The 19,046-nt window shown below is 34.1% G+C and carries 16 protein-coding genes; 6 read left to right on the top strand and 10 right to left on the bottom strand.

What is annotated here, in order from left to right:
* On the bottom strand, positions 1-4,245 hold a 4,245-nt coding region (locus NHF50_RS08950), incomplete at its 3' end, for a choice-of-anchor L domain-containing protein (protein ID WP_252775911.1).
* Positions 4,246-4,370: 125 nt separating this feature from the next.
* Between NHF50_RS08950 and NHF50_RS08945 the strand changes: the two genes are divergently transcribed.
* On the top strand, positions 4,371-5,267 hold the full coding sequence (locus NHF50_RS08945; protein WP_252775910.1) for a NifU family protein: 897 nt from the start codon (positions 4,371-4,373) through the stop codon (positions 5,265-5,267).
* Positions 5,268-5,317: 50 nt separating this feature from the next.
* Here the strand turns inward: NHF50_RS08945 and NHF50_RS08940 are convergent, their stop codons facing one another.
* Complete coding sequence (locus NHF50_RS08940; protein WP_252775908.1) at positions 5,318-7,573, bottom strand: 5-bromo-4-chloroindolyl phosphate hydrolysis family protein; 2,256 nt, start codon at positions 7,571-7,573, stop codon at positions 5,318-5,320.
* A gap of 369 nt (positions 7,574-7,942) precedes the next feature.
* Here NHF50_RS08940 and NHF50_RS08935 point away from each other — a divergent pair, with 369 nt between their 5' ends.
* Positions 7,943-8,752 carry a mechanosensitive ion channel family protein gene (locus NHF50_RS08935; RefSeq protein WP_252775906.1) on the top strand — a complete coding sequence of 270 codons (810 nt, stop codon included), beginning with the start codon at positions 7,943-7,945 and terminating at the stop codon, positions 8,750-8,752.
* Positions 8,753-8,756: 4 nt separating this feature from the next.
* On the opposite strand, the gene tsaB is transcribed toward NHF50_RS08935, so the two are convergent.
* Both tsaB and NHF50_RS08925 read right to left on the bottom strand, forming a co-directional pair.
* On the bottom strand, positions 8,757-9,416 hold the full coding sequence (gene tsaB / locus NHF50_RS08930) for a tRNA (adenosine(37)-N6)-threonylcarbamoyltransferase complex dimerization subunit type 1 TsaB (RefSeq protein ID WP_252775904.1): 660 nt from the start codon (positions 9,414-9,416) through the stop codon (positions 8,757-8,759).
* On the bottom strand, positions 9,413-9,775 hold the full coding sequence (locus NHF50_RS08925; RefSeq protein WP_252775902.1) for a helix-turn-helix domain-containing protein: 363 nt from the start codon (positions 9,773-9,775) through the stop codon (positions 9,413-9,415). Before NHF50_RS08925 ends, tsaB begins: the two co-directional genes overlap by 4 nt.
* Positions 9,776-9,874: 99 nt before the next feature.
* On the opposite strand from NHF50_RS08925, the gene NHF50_RS08920 reads away from it, so the two are divergent.
* From NHF50_RS08920 to NHF50_RS08910, 3 genes are all read left to right on the top strand, one after another.
* Positions 9,875-11,416, top strand: coding sequence for a hypothetical protein (locus NHF50_RS08920; protein WP_252775901.1), 1,542 nt, complete (start codon positions 9,875-9,877; stop codon positions 11,414-11,416).
* 11 nt (positions 11,417-11,427) lie between these two features.
* Positions 11,428-12,123, top strand: a complete 696-nt coding sequence (locus NHF50_RS08915) for a hypothetical protein (protein ID WP_252775899.1) — start codon at positions 11,428-11,430, stop codon at positions 12,121-12,123.
* 116 nt (positions 12,124-12,239) lie between these two features.
* On the top strand, positions 12,240-12,662 hold the full coding sequence (locus tag NHF50_RS08910) for a hypothetical protein (RefSeq protein WP_252775896.1): 423 nt from the start codon (positions 12,240-12,242) through the stop codon (positions 12,660-12,662).
* Between the two features lie 107 nt (positions 12,663-12,769).
* On the opposite strand, the gene NHF50_RS08905 is transcribed toward NHF50_RS08910, so the two are convergent.
* Together NHF50_RS08905 and NHF50_RS08900 are read right to left on the bottom strand one after the other, a co-directional pair.
* Positions 12,770-14,065 carry an efflux RND transporter periplasmic adaptor subunit gene (locus NHF50_RS08905; RefSeq protein WP_252775894.1) on the bottom strand — a complete coding sequence of 432 codons (1,296 nt, stop codon included), beginning with the start codon at positions 14,063-14,065 and terminating at the stop codon, positions 12,770-12,772.
* 2 nt (positions 14,066-14,067) lie between these two features.
* Positions 14,068-15,384 carry a TolC family protein gene (locus NHF50_RS08900; RefSeq protein WP_109569357.1) on the bottom strand — a complete coding sequence of 439 codons (1,317 nt, stop codon included), beginning with the start codon at positions 15,382-15,384 and terminating at the stop codon, positions 14,068-14,070.
* An 88-nt stretch (positions 15,385-15,472) separates the two neighbouring features.
* Here NHF50_RS08900 and NHF50_RS08895 point away from each other — a divergent pair, with 88 nt between their 5' ends.
* Complete coding sequence (locus NHF50_RS08895; RefSeq protein WP_252775892.1) at positions 15,473-16,870, top strand: DUF4403 family protein; 1,398 nt, start codon at positions 15,473-15,475, stop codon at positions 16,868-16,870.
* Here the strand turns inward: NHF50_RS08895 and NHF50_RS08890 are convergent.
* Genes NHF50_RS08890 through NHF50_RS08875 form a run of 4 tightly spaced genes read right to left on the bottom strand, consistent with a single transcriptional unit; the run spans position 16,867 to position 19,022 of the window.
* Complete coding sequence (locus NHF50_RS08890; protein ID WP_245896332.1) at positions 16,867-17,139, bottom strand: hypothetical protein; 273 nt, start codon at positions 17,137-17,139, stop codon at positions 16,867-16,869. The genes NHF50_RS08895 and NHF50_RS08890 overlap by 4 nt on opposite strands.
* Positions 17,129-17,674, bottom strand: a complete 546-nt coding sequence (locus NHF50_RS08885; protein ID WP_109569355.1) for a DUF420 domain-containing protein — start codon at positions 17,672-17,674, stop codon at positions 17,129-17,131. Before NHF50_RS08885 ends, NHF50_RS08890 begins: the two co-directional genes overlap by 11 nt.
* Before the next feature lie 8 nt (positions 17,675-17,682).
* Positions 17,683-18,312, bottom strand: coding sequence for an SCO family protein (locus NHF50_RS08880; protein WP_109569354.1), 630 nt, complete (start codon positions 18,310-18,312; stop codon positions 17,683-17,685).
* 2 nt (positions 18,313-18,314) lie between these two features.
* On the bottom strand, positions 18,315-19,022 hold the full coding sequence (locus NHF50_RS08875) for a hypothetical protein (protein WP_252775890.1): 708 nt from the start codon (positions 19,020-19,022) through the stop codon (positions 18,315-18,317).
* Positions 19,023-19,046: the final 24 nt, after the last annotated feature.

Raw genomic sequence — 19,046 nt, 5'->3', positions numbered from 1 at the left:
CTCTAATCGAACGTAAATCGTCTGGGGATTACTCGTATTGAGATAGGCATTGAAAGGTGTCGCTAAATCTATAGTTCCGTCATCAGCTCCGGCCTGCGTCGTATGGTACGTTATCGTATAATCAGATGCAGGTGTATACGACCCTAATACTGTAGCGTCTTGCTGCGTTAAATCAAATGACTCTACTCCGTCTCCGTCTAAATCACATAAATATAAATCAGAAGGCTGTGTTGCGGTTATTACGGCGCAATTTTGCACCTCTGCAACAAAACTAGTATATGAAGGACATGAAAAGTTAAAATCTTCAACTTTAACATAAACCGTTAAAGGGCTTACATTAGTAGTATAAGTTGCTGGTATTTGAATATCGTCTATTGCATCTTGTTGAGACAAATAGAAGTATGTACTGAAATAATAATCCATATAATTAGGAGTACCTATAATTTCACTTAAATGATCTAAAAAATTATAGGTATAAGTCCCTGTACCGTCATCACAAACAACATAATTCCCAGGAGTAGGATTAACTTCAGGTCCTTCTAAAAACTCTACTAAAATACAGTCACTTTGTATACAAGAGGCACCGGAAACATTACTCGCTTCAACACAGTATTGCCCCGGCTCACTTACCATAATACTCGGTCCGGTTTCAGAAGTTATAATCGCACCATCTTGATACCAAACAAAATTATAATAATTAGGATCTAAACCTGTATTAATTTCCCTAATTGTACCCGAACATGCAGCATAACCAGTCTCTACAGTCATATCTTCCGTAGTTGTATCGAGTCCAGCATAATAATACAAATCTGCAAGTCCTACATTAAAACTACCGGCTTCCAAAAACACTGCAGAATCGAATAGGTTATCATTATAATCACCAATTGCTAATTTAATCCTATAGTTGTTATTCGGCACAACCGTCGCTGAAGCTGTCATCGGAATCGTGTATCCTCTCATATTCATGATTGAATTTGGATTCCCCACATTATACGTATCAAAATATTGGGAATTTGACGAAGGACAAGAACCATTATAAGCAGTATCTCTTATATTTGTAACCGATACCGGTATATTTGTTCCGGGGATTACCGCTAAATTTGTTGAAACCCCAGTGGTTAAATCCGTTAATATAAAAGCAAAAACATCAGAAAAACCACACTGATACTGACCGTATTCATTAGATGCAAAAATAAAATTAAAAGAGAAATTATCTGTTAAGGGTGTAAAATCAAATTGAATATAAGTAACATCATTTATTGAACCAGTATTACCATTATTATCACTAATCGTTTGCAAATCACCATCTCCAGTTCCTGAACAAGTAGAAGACATAGTAGTTCCAGTATAGGCTCCTTGTGAAGCTATAACATTTCCATTTCTTAAAATAACTCCGGAAGCAAAATCAAAATCAGCATTGTTACTATCGAAATAGCCTATCCCACATATAGGAGAACTTGTGATATTATAAACCTGAGCACATGCTGAATGAATTAACACATCATTAACCAGCTCCTCAACAGTATAAGTTGTAGCTGTATTCGAATTATTTGCTTGCTGAACAGAAATAGTTTTCGGAGCTGGTGTATCCGTATCCGTACAAGCAGAGCATCCAGGATTAGGATCGGTTGTTTGACTTGTTACTGAAACTGTATTTGTTAAGTTTGTATTTTGATTATAATTCTCCGGCACCGATAAGGTTACATTAAATGTCACCATTTCATTAACTCCTAAATAAGGAATGAGGTAATTTATATTTCCTGTTCCTGTACCTCCTAAACTGTTTACCCAAAACATCTGAGTGTTTGAAGGTTGATTATCTGTAACATTTACATTGTAAGCATCACTTGGTCCGTAATTGGTTATACTTATAACGTATGACACATCTTCTCCGACTGTATAATTGGATTGATTATTTGTTTTTATGGTAACAATATCTGCTAAAGAATTTGGCATATCAGCATCTACACAACCCGTACAATCCGGATCAGGATCAGTTGTTGAAGAAGAAACGGACACACTATTGATTAAGTTTCCGTTACTTTCATAATCACTCGGAACAAAAATTGTTATTTGATATGTAAAAGTTGCTCCATTTGCTAACAATGGAATGGTTTCATTTAAAGCTCCTATTCCTGTTACACTATTTTGGTCAACCCAAGTTATATCTGTCACATTCAAAGGCAGCCCTCCTAAAACATTAACATCTACAGCATCTTCCGGTCCATTATTCGTTATTGTTAGGGTATATGTTATGTAAGTACCCGGCGTATATGTAGTCGCATTATCTGTCAATTGAACCTCTAGATCTGCTCCTGTTGTATTCACAGGCGCATCTGTATCTATACAATCTGTACACCCCGGATTAGGATCTACTGTATCCATAGACAAGATCGTCGTTTCACTCGTTAAATCTCCGGTATAAGATACAGGAATGTCTAAAGTAATTGTATAGGTAACTGTAGAACCTGATGCCAATGCTGCGATGACATCATCTAAATCCGTATTAGTTCCGGAAGAACCATTACTTCCAGTCCACGAAAAATTAGTAATACCGGTTGGTATACCATTAAATACATTTACATTAGTTGTGGCATCAGGACCATTATTAGTTACTGTTACAGTATAAACAACGGTAGTTCCCGGCGTATATTCCGTTTGATTATTTGTATTGGTAATTACAATATCACTACCCGAAGTAACCATTGTATCAGTGTCTTCACAACTCACACAAGTAGTATCAGGATCAAAAGAATCACTAGTCATAGTTACTAAATTCACTAAATCCCCTGTAAAAGTTACAGGAACATCCAATACTACAGTATAAACAACTGACTGCCCTACTTGCAAATAAGGTATTGTATCTACTAAATCCACATCTGCTCCTGTACTACCATTAGTTCCAGTCCAAGAAAAGCCAGTAATTCCGGCCGGGATTAAATTTTCTATTTGCACATTAACTGCGTCATCAGGACCATTATTAGTTACTGTAATAGTGTATGTATTTGTAGTACCCGGAACATATACCGTATTATTATCTGTATTTGTAACAACAATATCTGCTACATTTCCTTGCACATTAACATCCTGAGCAGAATTGTTTGCCGTTTCAGAATCAAACATAACAGTACTGTTTGCACTTGCATCCAACACCAAATCTCCTGTAAAACCTGACGGCACATCCACAACAACAGTATATACAACTGTCTCATTAGGACTAAGACTGGTTATTACATCATCCAAATCTGCATTTACACCACTATTTCCGTTTCCTGTCCATGAAAAAGATGTTATTCCTGTTGGCATTGGCACCAAAACATCTATGTTTGAAGATATCTGAGGACCATAATTCACAACTGTAACAGTATACGTTATTTGCCCTCCCTGATCATAAGTTGATGTATTATCTACTATACTAACCGCTACATTCCCAACAAAAGAATTACTGTTAATATCTGTATCCTGACTTGTATTATTTGCCATATCAGGGTCGAAAGTCGAACTAGTAGCCGAAGCCTGATTTGTAAAATCACCCGACACACTAAAAGGTACTTCAAGTGTGATTACATAAGTAATTGTTTGCCCTACCGCAAGAGAAGCAATTGTGTTATTCAAAGGAGCATTTATTCCATACGAACCGTTACTTCCTGTCCAACTAAAATAAGTTATCCCAGCCGGAATAGGATTAGAAACGACAACATTTGTTGCTACTCCAGGTCCATAATTAGTTACTGTCACATTATATATCAATGATTCTCCTCCGGTATAATACATCTGATTATCAGAGCAATTCACGACCACATCAGCAGTATTCATCTGTAGATCAGTATCTGTACTTGTATTATTTGTCATATCTGGATCAGCTGTATCGCTAGTAACAGAAGCTTCATTACTAAAATCTCCTGTAGCTGAAGAAGCCACTTCAACAGATAAATTATAAGTTACTGTTTGACCTGAAGTCAAAGTACCTATCGCATCATTGATTGCAACATTGTTACCTGAAGCTCCTAAACTGCTCGTCCAGTTAAAACTTATCGCTCCTGAAGGTATCGTATTTTGAACAACAACATTTGCAGCATCATTTGTACCCAAATTTTGAACCGTAATCGTGTAATTCAACAATTGGCCGGGATAATATTGAGCCTGGCCGTCCGTGACTGTAATGGTCAAATCAGCCTGACCAAATCCGACCGACGAACTCAGTAAGCATAATAAAAAGATAAAGAAAAAGTATTTTTTTTTCATAATAATGTGTTATGGTTAGTTTGTAGTTGTGTTTCTGGTTATATAAATGTTAATTTGTCGTTAATGGACAAATATAAAAAATCATCTATCATTTTCTTTATTACTTTTGCGAAAACGATGTTAAAATGAATAAATTAACGATAAAAAACACAAATAACCCCTCAATTGTTAAATTTGAATTTGACGATTTCATTGTTCGTAATCAAAGTTTTGAGTTTAAGAACATTGACGAAACAAAGAACTCTCCTTTAGCTCAAAAACTTTTTTATCTACCTTTTGTTAAAACGGTATTTATTTCAGGAAATTTTATAGCTATCGAACGTTTCTCAATTGTTGAATGGGAAGATGTACAGGATGCTGTAGCAAAGGAAATAGAAGATTTTATTGAGCAAGGCGGAAAAATTATTGAAATAGACGAAACGACAAAAAAAGTACCGGTTACAGTTTATGGTGAAACCACTCCTAATCCTGCCGTAATGAAATTTGTCGCTAACAAATTGCTCACCAAAACCATGGTGGAATGCAAAAACATCGACGAAACGAAAGCTGCTCCATTAGCCAAAGAATTATTCAATTTTCCGTTTGTCAAAGAGGTCTTTATCGACGAAAACTACATTTCTATTACAAAATATGAAATTGCCGACTGGGACGAATTGACTTTAGAAGTCAGAACGTTTATCAAAGAGTATTTGGAAAACGGTAAAGCTGCTGTAGATGAAACTTTAATCACTGCAACGGCAAATCATGAAAAGCAACAGGAATCTTATTTTGAAAATTTAGATGCTACTTCTCAGCAAATCATCAATATTTTAGAAGAATACGTTAAACCGGCTGTTCAAGGCGATGGCGGAAATATTATGTTTGAATCTTACAATGAAGACAACAAACAAGTTAACGTTATACTTCAAGGGGCTTGTAGCGGATGTCCTTCTTCCACTTTTACTCTTAAAAACGGAATTGAAAATATGTTAAGGCAAATGCTTAATGATAATGAATTAGTTGTTATCGCTAACAATGCTTAAGAATACTATTTTCTACATATAAAAAAGGGAAGCTTTGCTTCCCTTTTTTATTATACTATCATTTTACCATTCTTCGTTTTCACATGCTTATCAAACTCCTGAAACAATTCCAAAAGATTCATTGTCGCCTTTATCAGATCATTTGTTTCCAATAACAGCCCAAAATAAAGTTTACTGTTTTTAGGACTGTTTTCCGTTGTTCTGATTCTTGTAATTTGTTTTTGAATCAGTTCAGAAATCGTATTCAACAATTCATCTTTTTCTTCCAATACAATTGCAAGAGCTTCAAACTTTTCATGAGCAAAACTATTTTGCAACCTCACAAATAAATGATGTAATTGAGCATCAACTGATTTTAAATCCCTAATTTGGTTAAACTTAAGGTTTTTGTGATTGTTATTGATATGTTGGTAACTATTATTTGTAATATACCCTATTGATTGCACCATGTCTTGCAGGTACCCTAAGATAAGTATATAAAACTTACTTCCTTCAACAGAAGTTTCATCTAGATTTTTAATAAAATAGTAGACATTTCCTTTTAGTTCGTCAACATCTTTTTCCAGTTTTTTTAGCTTCTTTTTACTATCTTTTAACTTATTCAGATCCTGAAGTCCTAAATTATTGACCACATCAGTATACAACAATTGTGCTTTATTGATAACACGTGCAATTTGAGCCGAACTCTCTGACATTACTTCTTTTATAGTGGCAATATCTTCTCTTTTAAGCTTAGCTTCTTCCTCTTGCTCTTTTGATCTCTGCAAATACTTTCTACCGCTTCTATACAATAGAATCCCCACTAAAATCATCAGACCTACGAAAGCAAACACTTTTCCTACTTTTAATAAAAACACTACTGTTACTGCCATTGTAAAGGCTACTATTGCTGTTACAAACCATCCTCCGATAACATTAAAAACGCCAGCTACTCTATATACGGCACTTTCCCTATCCCAAGCCCTGTCAGCAAAAGAGGTCCCCATCGCTACCATAAAAGTAACATAGGTTGTTGATAAAGGCAATTTCAAAGAAGTACCAACAGCAATTAAAATACTGGCAACCATAAGGTTTACAGCTGCTCTAACCATATCAAATGCCGGTTTTTCCTCTTTCTTTTCGTATTTTTTAGCTTCAAACTGTCTGTCAATTTTAATTTCCAATGCTTTAGGCATTACATAGTTTAGCATTTGACCTACATAAATACTTCCTCTAACAATAATTCTGGATAAATTATTCGCATCGAATTTTTCCGAACCTTCACTTTGGCGCGATAAATCCACTCCGGTTTTAATTACCTCTCTGGCTTTTTTCGAGGTCCACAAAGTGTATACCATGATTCCTCCACCAAACAACAGTAACCAAAAATTAGCTCTTATCTCATTAGAAGCTAAAGCCCCCATCAACATATTGGCATCTCTTCCGTTTGCTACAAAAATATCATGCGATTGCAAAGCTGCAATCGGCACACCTATAAAATTCACCAAATCATTTCCTGCAAACGCTAAAGCCAATGCAAATGTTCCTATGATAATGATGATCTTAAAAATATTTTGTTTAAGAGTAATAACGATTTGGGAAAAAATAGCCCAAAAAACAAAATTCCCCAATATAATATAAACTTGATTTGCCTTCATCATATCCTTCAGCTCAGCTGTCATGAAAGAAGAACTCTTAATCCCTTTAAACAATATGAAATAGGTAATTGCCGTAATCCCTATCCCTCCGAAAATAGCACCGAAATACTTAATTCTTCTCTCATAATGAAATGAGAATACAATACGAGAAATGTACATTACTATAGCTCCGACTGTAAAAGATATAATTACTGAAAGTAAAATACTGGAAACAATTTCGGAAGCTTTTGCCGTATTAATATAAGAAGCCAATGTATTTATATCACCATCTTGTGTTACTATCTTATAAATAGCCAAACAAACGGCACCTCCTAACAATTCAAAAACTACTGAAACTGTGGTTGAAGTCGGAAAGCCTAATGAATTAAAGATGTCTAGCAATAAAACATCGGTAATCATTACGGCTAAAAATATAATCATAACATCTTCAAACGTGAACATGGACGGAACAAAAATTCCACTTCGGGCAATTTCCATCATTCCACTTGAGAATAACGCCCCTAATGCGACCCCTATACTAGCTACGATCATCAACGTTTTAAAAGAGACCGCTTTAGAACCTATACCTGAGTTTAAAAAATTAACTGCATCATTAGCCACTCCCACCATCAGATCAATAATTGCTAAGATGGCTAATGCAACGAGCATTACAATATAAACTTGTTCCATTTAAGTATTTTTATTTTCTGCAAAATTCTTTTAACTTTTTCTTTTCCATGTTAATTTAACGTTATCAATTTTAAGACAATCTAAAAAACACGCTGTTTTTTTAGATCAAAAATAAGTATCTTTATCACATTCGACATGTTCAAATAATGGATTACGTTATTTTTTTTAACTTTTTAAAGTGACAACAAGGTTTTTTCAACAAAAAACATCCGTCCAAACTAATCCGATATATCTGTTCTATCAATAAGAACATTCTATAATTAAAATCGATAAGTCTAATTGGGTTAACGCAAATATAAAATTTACATTTGTAGTACAACTATGTAATTTCACCGAAACTATTCATTATAATTAATAAATATTTTATCTATGGAAATTGAAAAATGGCTAACTAGGATCATTGAATTAGGTACAGAGTACGGACTTAGGTTACTTGGTGCTTTTCTGATATGGTTTGTAGGAAACTGGATTATAAAAAAACTAATTGCTGGCAGCAGAAAGCTCATGCAAAAACGAGAATTAGAAGAAAGCCTTCAAAAGTTCTTACTCGATTTACTAAGCTGGCTTCTAAAAATACTATTGATCTTAGCCATATTAGCAAAATTAGGCGTTGAAACCACTTCATTTGCCGCTATATTAGCTTCTGCAGGTTTAGCTGTCGGTATGGCATTACAAGGCTCATTAGGCAATTTCGCCGGCGGTGTTCTGATTATGATTTTTAAACCTTTTAAAATAGGGGATTTGATTGAAGCTCAAGGTGAAACCGGAGTTGTAAAAGAAATCGAGATCTTTACCACTAAACTTATCGGTTTATCGAATAAAGAGATTATTATTCCTAACGGAGTTCTGTCAAACGGAAATATTATAAATTACAATACCGAGGGCACCCGAAGAGTGGATTTGATCTTCGGAGTAAGCTATGACGCTAATATCAAAGACACAAAAGAAGTCCTAATGAACGTTTTAACCGCACATCCGCTTGTTCTAAAAGACCCTAAACCAACCGTTAATGTATTAGAACTGGCTGATAGCTCCGTAAACTTTGCCGTTAGACCTTGGTGTAATACGACCGACTACTGGACTGTTTATTTTGATGTTATGGAAAACACAAAACTGGCTCTTGATGCTGCCGGAATTGAAATCCCGTATCCTCATCAGGTTGAGATCAAGAAAAACTAAACTTTTACTTATTTAAAACAAAATCTTTTAAATAATACGGTTCAAAATAAGCGACATCTTCAAAGTCGCTTATTTTGTATTTCTCAAAAGACAAAAAGCTCATTTCTTGGGTTGATGGATAAACTATTTCAGGATGGTATATAAATTTAGAAGCTGTTAATGTTTCCTGTAATTTTTGAGCTCCATCTCCTATCAAATGAATATCTTCTGAGATTTCCCGATACGAATCCACATCAATAATTTCGGCCTGAGTATCTCTGATCTTTCTTTTTCCTGTATTAAAAACGGCAGAGAACACCTCCATTCGTCTGGCATCTATCATAGGTACAATTACTCCGGATGTCACTGTAAGAGCATTTGCCAGTATCTCTAAAGTATCAACTGAAATAAGCGGCAAGTCTAAAGCATAACACAAGCCTTTAGCGGTTGAAACCCCAATCCGTAAACCGGTATAAGACCCCGGGCCTTTGCTTATGGCTACTGCATCCAGATCTTTAAATGTCAGTTGTGTTTCTTTTAAAAGCTCTTCAATAAAAACATGTAATTTTTCGGCATGAGAGAACTGCTCTGTCGCGATTTCTTTTATCCCGATTGTTTTTCCGTCTTTTGCCAAAGAAACCGAACAGTTCTTAGTAGCTGTTTCTATGTTTAGAATACAGGTCATTTTTTTTCTTTTAACTTTGCTTCTAATTCTTTAATTATAATATCTTTAGTTTTACTTTCTTCTATTATCTGTTTAATCTGATCTAATATCTCCTCAGGAAAAAGATTTATCACCCCGTGATTATTAATACTTCCATCAATTTTTTTCACTTTATTTATTTGCTTTCCTTCAGTAAAATAACTAAAGTCAACATCAAACTCTTTACAAACTTTATCCATCAAAGAAAAATCAATTTTTTGAGTTTGCCCGTTTTCTATATTGCTTAACGTAGTTTGCGCAATGCCTAATCTTTCTGCTAACTCAGGCTGAGATAATCTTTTTTGTTCTCTCAACTTTTTAATCTTAAACCCTATTTCCATAAATATTAGTTTTTAGGTGCATTTTATTTAAAAATGAATATGCCCTACAAATATAAATCTTAATTTTTGCAATCAGAAAAATTTTATAACTTTAAGACCATGAAAAAAATTCTCTTTAAAAAAAACACACTCCTTTTAAGAGAGGTATGTTTTGTGTTACTTACTCTTTTTCTGTTATTTACATTTGCAAATTGTGAACGGGAAAATGAAGCAACAAACAGCGTACAAGAGTCTCATTTAGACGAATTAAGAGTTCAAAAAATACCTGAAAAAGAAGCCTTTAAAAATACTGAACTGGTTCAAAAACTTTCTAAAATAGCACAAAAAGGTGAATCTGCTAACGGAAAAATAATCTATGATTCCATTTATAACTTTACTATAGATACCGATTATGCCATTTTTATTGATGACGGAATTTCTCAAACGTACACCTTTCCCGTTATAAGGAGCAATCAAAATTATATTTCTGAAAATTTGGTAATAAAACTTGAAGGAAGCAATACACAAGCTATATTAGTCGACTACGGAATAGATATCAGTTTGATGAAGAACATGTCTTTAGAACAAATAGAACAGTTAAACGAAAGATACTTTTTAATAGACCTGGACACTTCAGTCTACACAAATCTGAATGGTAAGACAGAAGCACCTCATTATGAATATTCATGCACAGATGTTTATGTTTGGGGACAGGTTGAGTATCATGAAGGAGATTTAACAGGCGGCCCTTTGTGGGAAGAAGGTTGGATATACCAAGGCACCAGTTGTACTCTTGTATATGTAGAAGGTAGTGGCGGAGACTCAACGGATTCCGGTTCAGGAAGCAGCTCAAACAACGATAACGGAGAAAATTCCGGTTCAGGTATAACAGGAACTATAGGAAGCAATGGTTCAGGAACTCTAAACACCTCTCCTACAGCTTTAACACCAGAGCAAATAACTAAAAAACAAATAATAAGAGATTTTACAGATCAACTATCCGATGGTAGCGACGGCTCTCCCAATCAAAAGCAATGCTATGACAATTTACCGCAAGATGTTAAAGATGACTTAAATAATTATCTAGGTACTTTTGCTTTGACATTATATGAAGAATTAGACCCCATTACAGGTTTAGAAAACAGCGATATCAAAGGAGTTTTTCTTTTTGCCGAACAGGCACTTGAAGCTCTATGTAATGGTGAAGTTGATAGTTTTGAAAATTTTTTAAACGATTTTATTAATGATTCTTGGGGCGAAGATGAAAATGCCCAACAAAGAAACACTTTATGTGGTTCTTATAATTTTGTAACAGTCGGTAATGCATCAGTAGTTAATATATCAGGTTTAGGGATGAGTGTCAGAAGAGGACATGTCGGTATGAATATTGAATTTACAAATTCTCTTTGTGTTACAATACCATATACAATACCAGCTCAAGCCTCTTCATTATTCAATACCGCATGGAATGTTACAATTTCCGAAGTATATACTTACTTAAATGCAACATACACTTTAACTTCTCCCTCTTATGAAACATTAAAAAGTTTATTAATAGAATTTTTACGTGTAAATTTAGGACTTATTCAATTAGGAGCAAATATATCTACTAATCCTTGCACCGGTAGCATTCCGATATCACAAGCCACATACTGTCCTTAAAACTATTAAACATGCAATTTAAAACTTGTAAAATTTCAGAAATAATCGATTTATATCCTAAACTTTTTGAATCCCTAAGAAAGTATTACCCTTTCGAAATCACAAAGGACAAAAAAGATTATTATAACTTCAATGGACTTAAATTATTAAATAGTATTATTGAAACAAATATTATTTCTGAACAACAGTTTCATGACAAATGGGTAAAAGGTTTTTTAGATAAGATTCACAATAGTACAAATTATAAAATTATTGGTGCAACTTATGGAATTGTCCCAAATATCGGAGGCAGAATTATTCTTGAAGAAAATCAAGATCACACATTAGAATTACATTTTTTTGTAAGCTTAATTGAAAATTATTATTCTATTCAAATTGTTAAAATTTGTGAAATACAATATTATAATAGTTATTTAAAAATAATAAAATCCGGAAAAGGGCTCAAAGAAATTTATGTTTCTCCGCCAGATAACAAATATGGCGAGCTCTTTAATAAAATTGACAATTTCATTTGTAGCGAATTAAACGGTGCTAAATTTTTACCCTTTAGATTCGATTTAGTTAGAATAGAAAACTTTCAGGTTTTTTACAAAGACACCATTGACTATAGTACCATTTCAGATTGCTTTTTTCATAAAGGATTCCTATACGATAAAGACTGTTCTATTTTTGGCGACATAGATTACAAAATTTCTTATTTAAAATAGTAGATTGCCTCTACGTTAAAACGATAAATAGATTCAAAATGATATACTTAATTTGGGGTTTAATTAATGTTGTACTTTTCATTTGTTTTATACTATTTTTTATAAAATCTGTAAAATTGATCAAAGAGAATATAGGCTATTTTGCTTCTGTTCTTTTTATTATCGTTTTTCTTTCTTTTATCAGTAAAAACAACGAAGAGTCCAATACTGTAAATGTTATTCATTTTGAGAATAAAAACAATTTCAACAAAGATAAGCTCTTTGACAAAATCGTTTTAGAAGACTATTTTACCACAAAATACACACTAAACATTACCTATGAAAAAAGAAACAGTAAAGATAACTTACCTGTTTCGGCATATTCAATGGAAGAAGGTTTAATAGCAGGAACGGAATGGATACAAAATGACATTACTATTCACAAAATAGACAATACTATTTTTGAAGTAAATGTTTATGGTTCTATTAAATGGAAATTGCTCAATTTAAAAATATATTCACAAGAAAAAAAATTTACAAAACGAATAACCCTGAATTAATAACTGTTTTCCTTAAAAAAACAACCTTTTAAATCTAAAGTAGCATTAAAAAAAGTGCAGATTAAATCTGCACTTTTTTCAACCCAAAACTAAAATTTAAAATACTATCATTTCTTTTGACCTGTAGCCGTTTCCGTTTTTACTTTATCACCGGAAACCAACTCTTTAGAAACAACAGTATAAGGTCCTGTTATAATTTCTTCTCCTTTTTTAATTCCCGAAACGATCTCAATATTTGAATCGTCCTGAATTCCGGTTTTCACCACTCTTAGCTTAGCCTGATCGCCTACTTTAACAAAAACACATTCAAATTTTTTATCAAAGCCTGAAGCCGTTTTGTTCTCTTTTTTCTCAAGCTCAGCCATTACATCTTTTTTAACGGAAGTCGTATCATCTTTAATGACTACCGCGCTGATCGGCACTGCTATCACATTTTCTCTTCTCTTTGTAATGATATCCACTGTAGCGGTCATTCCTGGTCTGAACGGTGAATAGTTTTCCGGTTTCCCTTCTAACAAGTCTTTGTAGGACTCTTTCAGAATACGAACTTTTACTTTAAAATTTGTTACTTGATCGGCTGTTAAGTCTGAACTGGCAGAATTTGAGATACTTGTTACAATCCCTTTAAATTCTTTTTTCAGATAAGCATCCACTTCTATTTTCGCTGAGTCGCCTATACTCACTTTCACAATATCATTTTCATTCACATCAACTTCCACTTCCATATTATTCAGATTCGCCACACGTAAAAGCTCTGTTCCGGTCATTTGTTGCGTTCCTAAAACACGCTCTCCTAATTCCACTGATAAAAGAGATATGGTTCCGTCTGCCGGCGCATAAATTGTTGTACGCCCCAAGTTGTCTTTTGCTTCCGTTAAAGTTGCCGATGCACTTTGCACGTTAAAATAAGCTGATTGTTTAGAAGCTACAGCCACATCATAAGCTGAAACGATTTTATCCCATTCTGATTTTGAAATAACCCCTTTTTCAAACAACACTTTATTTCTGTCATAATTTGCTTTAGCCTCTTTTAACTGAGCCTCTGCCTGATTCAATCCTGCTTTTGTAGTAGAAAGTGAGGCTGCGGAACGATTTACTCCCGACACATAGATATCCGGATTGATCTTTACCAATAAATCTCCTTTTTTCACTTGTTGCCCCTCAACAATAGGCAAATCAATGATCTCCCCCGAGACTTCCGATGATATCTTCACCTCTACTTCGGGCTGTATTTTTCCGGTAGCTGAAACTGTTTCAACAATTGTGCTTTGAGAAGCTTTGGTAATTTCAACTGTTTTACTATTTTCATTATTTCCTATCACACCGGCCTTCTTCAAGCCTAAAAGAACAACAAAAAGAGTAATTGCAACACCTCCCAGTATATAAATAGTTTTCTTTGACATGGTTAATTATTTTGAATTATAGGTATTCCGAAATAAAATTCTAAAATTTTGGTTCTAAAGATATAATCGTATTTTGCTCTGATCAGATCAGCCTGAGCATTATCAAAATTGGTTTTAGACTGCATAAAATCATAACCGTTCATCATTCCGATATCGTAACGTTCCTGTGAAAACTCATAAGCCGACTTACGCGCTTCTAAAGTTTTTTGAGCCGCTAAATATGTTTTTTGAGCGCTTATAGCATCATTATAGGCTTGATACACATTTTGCTCTAAGTCCAATTCGGATTGCTTCAGCAGGAACTCATTATTCAACTTGCTTAATTTAGCTCTTTTTACAGATGCTCTGGTTGAAAAACCATTCAGAATAGGAACTGTCAATTGAAGACCTATTGCTGTACCGTCTAATAAATATAACTGCTCCCTGAAACTCAACACTTGACTTTCAGACCAACGTGTATTATACCCTAAAAAGCCTGATATCCTTGGATAATAAGCAGCTCTTGCTATACTTAAATCTTTTGCAGCCAGATCAAAATTAGACTGTGCTACTTTTATATCATTTACAACATCTCTTGCTTTTTGATAAATGGCATCCGGTGTTTGGTCAAACACCTGAGACAATTCAGGAGTAAATGTTTCATCTGCAATATCAAAATCCACATAATCCTCAATCAACAGCAATTGGGCTAAACCCACTTTTGCAAAGACCAAAGTATTTTGAGCGGCAATTAATTGTTGTTCTTGGGAAGCCAATGTTGCTTCGATCTCAAAAATGTCTCCGGCAGGTAATTGTCCGGCTTCTATTAATTCCGATGTTCTTTTATGATTTTCTTTGGTTAGCAAAATTTGGTTCTCCAACACTTTCACCTGTTCCTTTTGTAACAAAATCTGGAGGTAGCCATTCGCAACATTCAGTGCCACATCATCCTTCATTTTATTCAAACGGTATTGATAGGCAATGTTATTCAGTTTGGCACGTTGCAATCTTTTCCAGTTAGCCAATCCGTTAAACAAATTTATCTGTGAATTAGCGCTAGCTGAAAAGGACTTAAACGTACTGTTTTCAAACTGGTTTGTCGTAGGATTAATATTAGCTCCTGTATTTACATTATAACTTGCACTACCATTAAGCGTTGGCAGGAAGTTACCTACTGCTTCTAATTTATCCACCTTTGCTGTCTCCCAATTAATCAGAGCTTGTTTTACTGATATATTGTTTTCTAAGGCATGCATCACACATTCCTGAAGTGTCCACTTCTTGTCTTGTGCTTGTAATGCCAGGGGTACTAATAAAAGTAAGGCTATCTTTTTTAGCATTTGCTTATGAATTTTACTATATGACCCTTTTTTAGCTTTTTTGTTACAGTAAAACGATAAAATTTTAATTTTACATAAAATTCAACTTATGAAACCGTTTTTCATCTTTGCTTTACTAAGTATTTTGATAGTACTTTGCCTTACAGCCTGTAGTAGTGCTTCTCCTAAAATAGAAGCTATAAAGCCACTTCCTTCCGACAATACTCCTATGGTTTACACCAATAAGACATCTTTTATTTCCCTTCCGGTAGAAATAACGTTAAAAGACATCGAAAAACAGCTAAACAAGAACCTGAAAGGTTTGATCTATAATGATTCCATTTTAAAAGATGATAATTGCGAATTAAAGATCTGGAAGTCGGATCCTATAACCTTAGAAGAAGAAAATGGTGTTATCCTGTCAAAACTTCCTTTAAAAATATGGACCAGAATAAAATACGGCACCGACTTTTTAGGTTTAAACGATACTCGTGAAATCTATCTGGACGGGGTCTTGACCTTAAAAAGCAAAGCCCATTTAACCAATTGGAAATTAACTACTACTTCTGCTATAGATGATTTTGAATGGAATGAAAGTCCGGCTATTGTAATTGCAGGAAAGAAGATCCCTATAACTTACATTATTAACCCTACGCTTAGTTATTTTAAAAAAACTATTGCTCAGCAAATTGACAAAGCTATTGATGAGACTTGTGATTTTAAACCTCACGTTTTTGATGCTTTAGACAAGATCAGCGAACCTTTTTTGGTTCATGAAGCATACGAAACATGGTTTACAGTTATTCCTGTTGAATTATATGTTACTGAAGCCCGTTTAAAAGACAAACAGATTACTCTTGACATGGGGTTAAAATGCAATTTACAAACCATGATAGGTCAAAAACCGATGAAACAATTTGACCGCAATTCAGTTATTCTGAAACCGGTAAGCAAAATGCCGGACAAGGTTTCTCTGGCTTTAGCCGGCGTTTCAACTTATGAAAGTGCCTCAAAGGTACTGACTAAAAACTTTAAAGGACAAGAGTTTTCTTCCGGGAAACGAAAAGTAGTTGTTCAGAAAGTAAACCTTTGGGAAAAAGATAACAAACTGATCATCTCCTTAAGTTTAACCGGTAGCATTAACGGAGACATTTATTTAACAGGATATCCAAGCTACAACCCTGCTACCCAAGAAATCTATTTTGACCAATTAGACTATATCTTAAGCACCAAAAGTGTTTTGTTAAAATCGGCCAATTGGTTAGCACAAAGCACTATTCTGCGAAAAATCCAAGAAAACTGCCGTTATTCTATTAAAGAGAATCTGGAAGAAGGCAAACAAAACCTAAGCCCTTATTTAAACAATTATTCCCCTATGTCGGGAATATATGTCAACGGAAACTTAAATGATTTTGAATTCGAAAAGATCGAACTAACAAATAAAGCTATAATTGCATTCTTATCTACAACAGGAAAAATCAGAATTAAAATAGACGGACTAGATTAATGCTCTTCTTTTTTAGCGTATCTAATTTTATAAATAGCATAACCGGCTGCTGCAACTAACACATACGGAATAACCATAAGGTAAACGATTCCGTCGTTGATTCCTTCAGCCTTTACCCCGCTTTCTTCACTCTCCAATGCGGCTCTACACATGGCACACTGTGAATAAGAAGAAAGGGAAAAGAAGAAGAACGAAAAAAGAAGAAAAAGCAAGGCTTTTCCTCTTTTTGTTAAATATCTTCTTAGAATTTTATTTCCTCTATCTTGCATAATAAGGTGAAATCATTAAATATACTACAACTCCTGTAACTGCGACATACAACCAGATCGGAAACGTAATTTTCGCTATTTTTTTATGTTTATCAAATCGTTTTGCCAAAGCTCTCACATAAGTAATCAACACCAAAGGGATAATTGCTATAGACAATAATATATGCGAAATAAGAATAAAGAAATACACATATTTCAAAACACCTTCTCCTCCGTATTTTGTCGAATCAGAAGTCATGTGATAAGCCACATACATAACCAAAAACATTACAGAACAAAGAATCGCTAACTTCATCAAGTTCTCGTGTAATTTACGATTCCCGTTTTTGATAGCCCAAACGGCTACGATCAGTAAAAAAGCCGTAACTCCATTAATAGCAGCATAGATCGGAGGTAAAAAAGTTAAAGGTTTCACATCAAAACCCATTTTTTTCAGGTTTACTCCGAATAAAACAGCAACTGCTAAAGGAATAATCACAGACAAAGCAATGATCAACTTATTGTATTTAGTTTCTACGGTATTTTTATTTTCCATACAATTTTCTATTCGTTTAATAATTTCTTAATATCTTCTGTTATTGCCGCTACTCCTTCCGGTTCAATCCCGTCATAATACAGGATCGGATTCCCGAATTGATCCTTCCGGCATCGGATATTTCCTTTTTTATCAATTAGAGCAAACATTCCCGAATGTTCAAAACCACCTGTAGCATTATTATTCTCTGCAGCATATAAGTTAAATCCTTTATTCGCTAAATCGTAAATATACTTTTGATCTCCTGTTAAAAAATTCCAGTTCGCATGCTTTACTCCCAAAATTTCCGCATGTTCTTTTAAAACCTGTGGCGTATCATTTTCAGGGTTAATTGTGATTGATACAATTCCGAAATCATTTTTATCCATAAATTCGTCCTGAATTTTCAACATATTCTGATTCATCTTCGGACAAATGGTCGGACAGGTGGAAAAGAAAAACTCCAATACATAAACCTTTCCCAAATAATCTTTATCTGTAACTTTTTGACCTTCCTGATTTGTCAATTCAAATCTCGGAGCAGAACCTATCTCTACCAGATCAGAAGGTTTAAAATAACGTGCTCTGATTTCTTTTACTGTCCAGATCCCAAAAATCAGAACAATAAATGAGATTCCTATATAGGATTTATTTTTCATAATTAATCGTTTATTCCGCTTTCTATTTCTTCTGTAATCTTATCCCTGAATTCGTCTTTGCGCTTGTCATTCTTTTTCAAGGCTAAACGATATTCTCGCAACAATATCTTTACATCGTCTCCCATTTCGTTATGCAATTCGGCTGCCGAAACAGTGTTATAACTTTCTTTAAACTCTTCTTCTCCTATTTTATTTTTCCCTTTTCTACCTCTGTGAGAAAGATTTTTATCAATAATATAAACCGCAGGGGTTCCGTGATTTTGATCCAATTGCCCGACAAAATGAAAAGTATTGTAATATTGTTGTATAGAATCGGGAGTAGTAAACACAAAATTCCAACCCGACAGATCCTCCGTAACAGATTCTAACTTTCTCAAAATTTGTTTACAATTATCCTCTGTTCCTTTTGGCATTACCATTACCATTTGAAAATCCTTGAATCCAAAATATTTGTTGTATATTTTTTGGTTCAGATTAAAAAGATTCCCTTTTATTTCTGCAATATTAGATCCCGGAAAGCCTAAAACGGTAATCTTATCCTCTAAAGTAGCTGATTTCCCTTCTAATGTTTTCCACTGAAAAGGAACATCTTGGTTATTTTTAGAGATTACGGGTAAAAAAAGTGAATTGTGTTTTGCAGATGCGAAGATGAGATAGATTACAATCGGCAACGCAAAAAGTATAATTAAAATAATTTTATTTTTATTCATCGGGTTTTAAATACTTTTGCTTCT

It is taken from the genome of Flavobacterium sp. NRK F10 (genome assembly GCF_024054235.1).
GTDB classification, from domain to species: Bacteria; Bacteroidota; Bacteroidia; order Flavobacteriales; family Flavobacteriaceae; genus Flavobacterium; species Flavobacterium sediminis.
This window is presented reverse-complemented; position numbering and strand designations above follow the sequence as displayed.

Bases quoted from the DNA above. Each gene is read 5' to 3' on its own strand.
- NHF50_RS08945 (WP_252775910.1), top strand. From the start codon at position 4,371: ATGAATAAATTAACGATAAAAAACACAAATAACCCCTCAATTGTTAAA.
- NHF50_RS08940 (WP_252775908.1), bottom strand. From the start codon at position 7,573: ATGGAACAAGTTTATATTGTAATGCTCGTTGCATTAGCCATCTTAGCA.
- NHF50_RS08935 (WP_252775906.1), top strand. From the start codon at position 7,943: ATGGAAATTGAAAAATGGCTAACTAGGATCATTGAATTAGGTACAGAG.
- tsaB (WP_252775904.1), bottom strand. From the start codon at position 9,416: ATGACCTGTATTCTAAACATAGAAACAGCTACTAAGAACTGTTCGGTT.
- NHF50_RS08925 (WP_252775902.1), bottom strand. From the start codon at position 9,775: ATGGAAATAGGGTTTAAGATTAAAAAGTTGAGAGAACAAAAAAGATTA.
- NHF50_RS08920 (WP_252775901.1), top strand. From the start codon at position 9,875: ATGAAAAAAATTCTCTTTAAAAAAAACACACTCCTTTTAAGAGAGGTA.
- NHF50_RS08915 (WP_252775899.1), top strand. From the start codon at position 11,428: ATGCAATTTAAAACTTGTAAAATTTCAGAAATAATCGATTTATATCCT.
- NHF50_RS08905 (WP_252775894.1), bottom strand. From the start codon at position 14,065: ATGTCAAAGAAAACTATTTATATACTGGGAGGTGTTGCAATTACTCTT.
- NHF50_RS08900 (WP_109569357.1), bottom strand. From the start codon at position 15,384: ATGCTAAAAAAGATAGCCTTACTTTTATTAGTACCCCTGGCATTACAA.
- NHF50_RS08895 (WP_252775892.1), top strand. From the start codon at position 15,473: ATGAAACCGTTTTTCATCTTTGCTTTACTAAGTATTTTGATAGTACTT.
- NHF50_RS08890 (WP_245896332.1), bottom strand. From the start codon at position 17,139: ATGCAAGATAGAGGAAATAAAATTCTAAGAAGATATTTAACAAAAAGA.
- NHF50_RS08885 (WP_109569355.1), bottom strand. From the start codon at position 17,674: ATGGAAAATAAAAATACCGTAGAAACTAAATACAATAAGTTGATCATT.
- NHF50_RS08880 (WP_109569354.1), bottom strand. From the start codon at position 18,312: ATGAAAAATAAATCCTATATAGGAATCTCATTTATTGTTCTGATTTTT.
- NHF50_RS08875 (WP_252775890.1), bottom strand. From the start codon at position 19,022: ATGAATAAAAATAAAATTATTTTAATTATACTTTTTGCGTTGCCGATT.